At 45.0% G+C, this 1,942-nt stretch carries 4 protein-coding genes; all 4 read left to right on the top strand.

The genetic code is table 11. The features are described 5' to 3' along the window. Positions 1-189: hypothetical protein (locus tag QWF21_RS17975; protein ID WP_330089420.1), on the top strand; the 189-nt coding region annotated here is incomplete at its 5' end. 9 nt (positions 190-198) lie between these two features. After that, the gene (locus QWF21_RS17970) at positions 199-339 is read left to right on the top strand and encodes a hypothetical protein (protein WP_330089419.1); all 141 of its coding nucleotides are present in this window, start codon (positions 199-201) and stop codon (positions 337-339) included. 158 nt (positions 340-497) lie between these two features. Further along, entirely contained in the window at positions 498-1,061 is a 564-nt protein-coding gene (locus QWF21_RS17965) for a hypothetical protein (RefSeq protein WP_330089418.1), read from the top strand. A gap of 3 nt (positions 1,062-1,064) precedes the next feature. After that, entirely contained in the window at positions 1,065-1,748 is a 684-nt protein-coding gene (locus QWF21_RS17960; protein ID WP_330089417.1) for a hypothetical protein, read from the top strand. Positions 1,749-1,942: the final 194 nt, after the last annotated feature.

Here is a 1,942-nt window from a genome sequence, read left to right as displayed (position 1 = left end):
TTAATGCTGGAAGCCTTTGATAAGGATGTAGCCTGGGGCGGTACTCAATTGATGCCGTTTTGGAGCAGTAGCTTGTGGCGCAACAGTGATAGAACATACTGGACGGTATTTTTTGATACTGGGTTTATTGCAGATAGCAGAAATAAAGATAGGAGCGCCATTCGCCTGGTGCGCGAAGTTAATCCATAGAGTGTCAACATGATGGACTGTAAGCAACAACGGGGCCGTTTGGCTCCTTTGTTGCTCTTGGATAGTGCTATTTTAGCGCTGATGATTGGGCATTGGCAGGTTTTTGGTGTCCATAAAACGATAGGTAACCCAGGCTCAAAGCTACGCTAGCCGGGCATGCAATACGATTGTCCGAGATATAAGGCGCAGCGTTATGACTATGCCAGCGATAGCCGTTATTACGGTGGCTCAGGTGGTGGCGCTGTACACTACATAAAGCTAACCGACGACGCAGAACAAACTAACAGGCAATGCTCAAGGGGATATGTATGAAATTGCATTTTACAATAGCGGCGCTATTTACTCTTGCCGTGACGTTTAAATTAGCTGCTGCTGACGTGAGCACACCATCGGTTGTGGCGCCAACACAACGGCACTTAACGGAGTTACTGGCTTATTTTGACGAGCCAAGATTTATGGAAAATATTGTGGTGGTGGGGTGGCTGTGTACTGCCTCAATAAAAGAACAAGAGGCTTATACGTTTGAGTTTAACGACAGCACGCACGATCTTGAGAACTTTATTACCTTGAACTTGTTCACTAAAGGTTTATTTCTTACCAAGGAAGACTGCCCTGTTGTGGAAATAAATGAAAAGGAAGATCGTGAATTCAACTACAGCAATGGCATTACATTAAAAATTAACCGGGAGCAGGTAGCGCAACTGCGGGAGCTCTCAGGCCAGTTGGTGACGTTAAGAGGTGATTATTTTTCCTGGCACAATGTGATATCAATGGAGTCGTCATTTAAATCTGGCGTGTTGCAGGTAAAAGTTATGGCTGCGGGCAACCAACGCTTTCAGGGAGCTTTCGGGCCAATTAAGGAAAAGGAATAACCTATGCGCTGGTTATGTATTTTCCTTGTCATGTTATCGGTTACAAAAAGTCTGGCGCAGGAATTGCTTTTTACCTCGCTACCCAGTAAAAGCCGCCACTTGTTGTTTTTGATCCAAGGAGGTCAGGTTGAAAGCTATGAGATTTTTGTACAAGGCTGGTATTGCCTTACCAATGGTGAGGGAGGATTGTTTTTAACCCGCTCAGATTGCCTGGCAGGTAATGTAGACAATGCTATTCGGTTAGAACATTCTGCAAGACGAATACGAGAGTTAGACGCCTGGGGCCAGCCTCGATTTATTGAGGTATCCGGCGACTTTACATCATGGCGGCAGCACCAGCCAGCTCAAAGTACTTTTATCTGGGGAGAGTTAAAAGCAAATGGTCGTCATATCACAGATATAACACCAGTTGCGTTCCGCACTGTAGCCGAGCAAGAAGCGGAGGCAAAGCGCCTGCAAAAGAATGAAGAACGTGGAGAGATTTTTTGGAAGCTATTGGTTTTAATTTACGATGAAGAAGATCAATGCATTTCGTCTGTTAAAGAACTGTGTGGTTTAGATGGCTTTTTCGAACAGAGCATGAAAATACTGAAAGAAATTTGCCCCGCAAGGCCAGATGATCTGAGCATTAAGCCGTTATGTGAGTTGCTTCAAGAATACCAAGCGTTTCTTGAACGCTGGCCCTAATTGGCCGGCCGACGGCTGAGCCGGTGCAGCTTTTCGTAACAATGTATACGATTTCTTTGATATCAAGCCTGAGAAATTGAAGCGTATCAAGTTTAATATGTTTGATGTGATGCTGCTGTCTAATCGTGGCGTTCGGGCAATTGATATTCAGTCGAACTGGGTGTATCTGCAATAGGGCTGCTAAGGGTTGAATT

Source organism: Alkalimonas mucilaginosa (assembly GCF_036327005.1).
Lineage (GTDB): Bacteria > Pseudomonadota > Gammaproteobacteria > Enterobacterales > Alteromonadaceae > Alkalimonas > Alkalimonas mucilaginosa.
Note: the sequence above shows the minus strand (reverse complement) of the source record. Positions and strands in the feature narration are given on the sequence as shown.

What these genes read in the sequence shown, in the direction of transcription:
- QWF21_RS17970 (WP_330089419.1), top strand. Translation starts at nt 199, where the DNA reads ATGATGGACTGTAAGCAACAACGGGGCCGTTTGGCTCCTTTGTTGCTC.
- QWF21_RS17965 (WP_330089418.1), top strand. Translation starts at nt 498, where the DNA reads ATGAAATTGCATTTTACAATAGCGGCGCTATTTACTCTTGCCGTGACG.
- QWF21_RS17960 (WP_330089417.1), top strand. Translation starts at nt 1,065, where the DNA reads ATGCGCTGGTTATGTATTTTCCTTGTCATGTTATCGGTTACAAAAAGT.